The organism is Enterococcus sp. UD-01 (assembly GCF_044909655.1).
Lineage (GTDB): Bacteria > Bacillota > Bacilli > Lactobacillales > Enterococcaceae > Enterococcus_L.
Genome location: NZ_JBIYEU010000034.1, coordinates 1 through 1,755 on the forward strand (window position 1 = coordinate 1; position 1,755 = coordinate 1,755).

Annotated in this window: 1 rRNA gene; it reads right to left on the reverse strand. The window is 51.5% G+C overall.

The features are described 5' to 3' along the window. Nucleotides 1-24: 24 nt before the first annotated feature. A 16S ribosomal RNA gene (locus ABH902_RS15735) occupies nucleotides 25-1,584 on the reverse strand. Nucleotides 1,585-1,755 lie beyond the last annotated feature (171 nt).

Sequence of the window (1,755 nt, forward strand, 5' to 3'; positions counted from 1 at the left end):
GTGTAGTTCCGTAATATTCCTTAGAAAGGAGGTGATCCAGCCGCACCTTCCGATACGGCTACCTTGTTACGACTTCACCCCAATCATCTATCCCACCTTAGGCGGCTGGCTCCAAAAGGTTACCTCACCGACTTCGGGTGTTACAAACTTTCGTGGTGTGACGGGCGGTGTGTACAAGGCCCGGGAACGTATTCACCGCGGCGTGCTGATCCGCGATTACTAGCGATTCCGGCTTCATGCAGGCGAGTTGCAGCCTGCAATCCGAACTGAGAGAAGCTTTAAGAGATTTGCATGACCTCGCGGCCTAGCGACTCGTTGTACTTCCCATTGTAGCACGTGTGTAGCCCAGGTCATAAGGGGCATGATGATTTGACGTCATCCCCACCTTCCTCCGGTTTGTCACCGGCAGTCTCGCTAGAGTGCCCAACTGAATGATGGCAACTAACAATAAGGGTTGCGCTCGTTGCGGGACTTAACCCAACATCTCACGACACGAGCTGACGACAACCATGCACCACCTGTCACTTTGTCCCCGAAGGGAAAGCTCTATCTCTAGAGTGGTCAAAGGATGTCAAGACCTGGTAAGGTTCTTCGCGTTGCTTCGAATTAAACCACATGCTCCACCGCTTGTGCGGGCCCCCGTCAATTCCTTTGAGTTTCAACCTTGCGGTCGTACTCCCCAGGCGGAGTGCTTAATGCGTTTGCTGCAGCACTGAAGGGCGGAAACCCTCCAACACTTAGCACTCATCGTTTACGGCGTGGACTACCAGGGTATCTAATCCTGTTTGCTCCCCACGCTTTCGAGCCTCAGCGTCAGTTACAGACCAGAGAGTCGCCTTCGCCACTGGTGTTCCTCCATATATCTACGCATTTCACCGCTACACATGGAATTCCACTCTCCTCTTCTGCACTCAAGTCTCCCAGTTTCCAATGACCCTCCCCGGTTGAGCCGGGGGCTTTCACATCAGACTTAAGAAACCGCCTGCGCTCGCTTTACGCCCAATAAATCCGGACAACGCTTGCCACCTACGTATTACCGCGGCTGCTGGCACGTAGTTAGCCGTGGCTTTCTGGTTAGATACCGTCAAGGGGTGAACAGTTACTCTCACCCTTGTTCTTCTCTAACAACAGAGTTTTACGATCCGAAAACCTTCTTCACTCACGCGGCGTTGCTCGGTCAGACTTTCGTCCATTGCCGAAGATTCCCTACTGCTGCCTCCCGTAGGAGTCTGGGCCGTGTCTCAGTCCCAGTGTGGCCGATCACCCTCTCAGGTCGGCTATGCATCATGGCCTTGGTGAGCCGTTACCTCACCAACTAGCTAATGCACCGCGGGTCCATCCATCAGTGACACCCGAAAGCGTCTTTCAAGACAACACCATGCGGTGTCGTCTATTATGCGGTATTAGCACCTGTTTCCAAGTGTTATCCCCCGCTGATGGGTAGGTTACCCACGTGTTACTCACCCGTCCGCCACTCTTTTTCTTTCGGTGAAGCAAGCTTCGGTGAAAGAAAAAGCGTTCGACTTGCATGTATTAGGCACGCCGCCAGCGTTCGTCCTGAGCCAGGATCAAACTCTCATAATAAAAGTTGAACACGATCTTACGATCGTTAAGCTCATTTGTTTGCTAGCATATTGCTTCGCTTGTTAAAAATTGTTGTTTGTTTTTACCGTTGTAAAAACAACCTACACATTTGGTTCGTCTTACTTTGTTCAGTTTTCAAAGGTCTACGTTGTTACCTCGCAGCAACTTTTA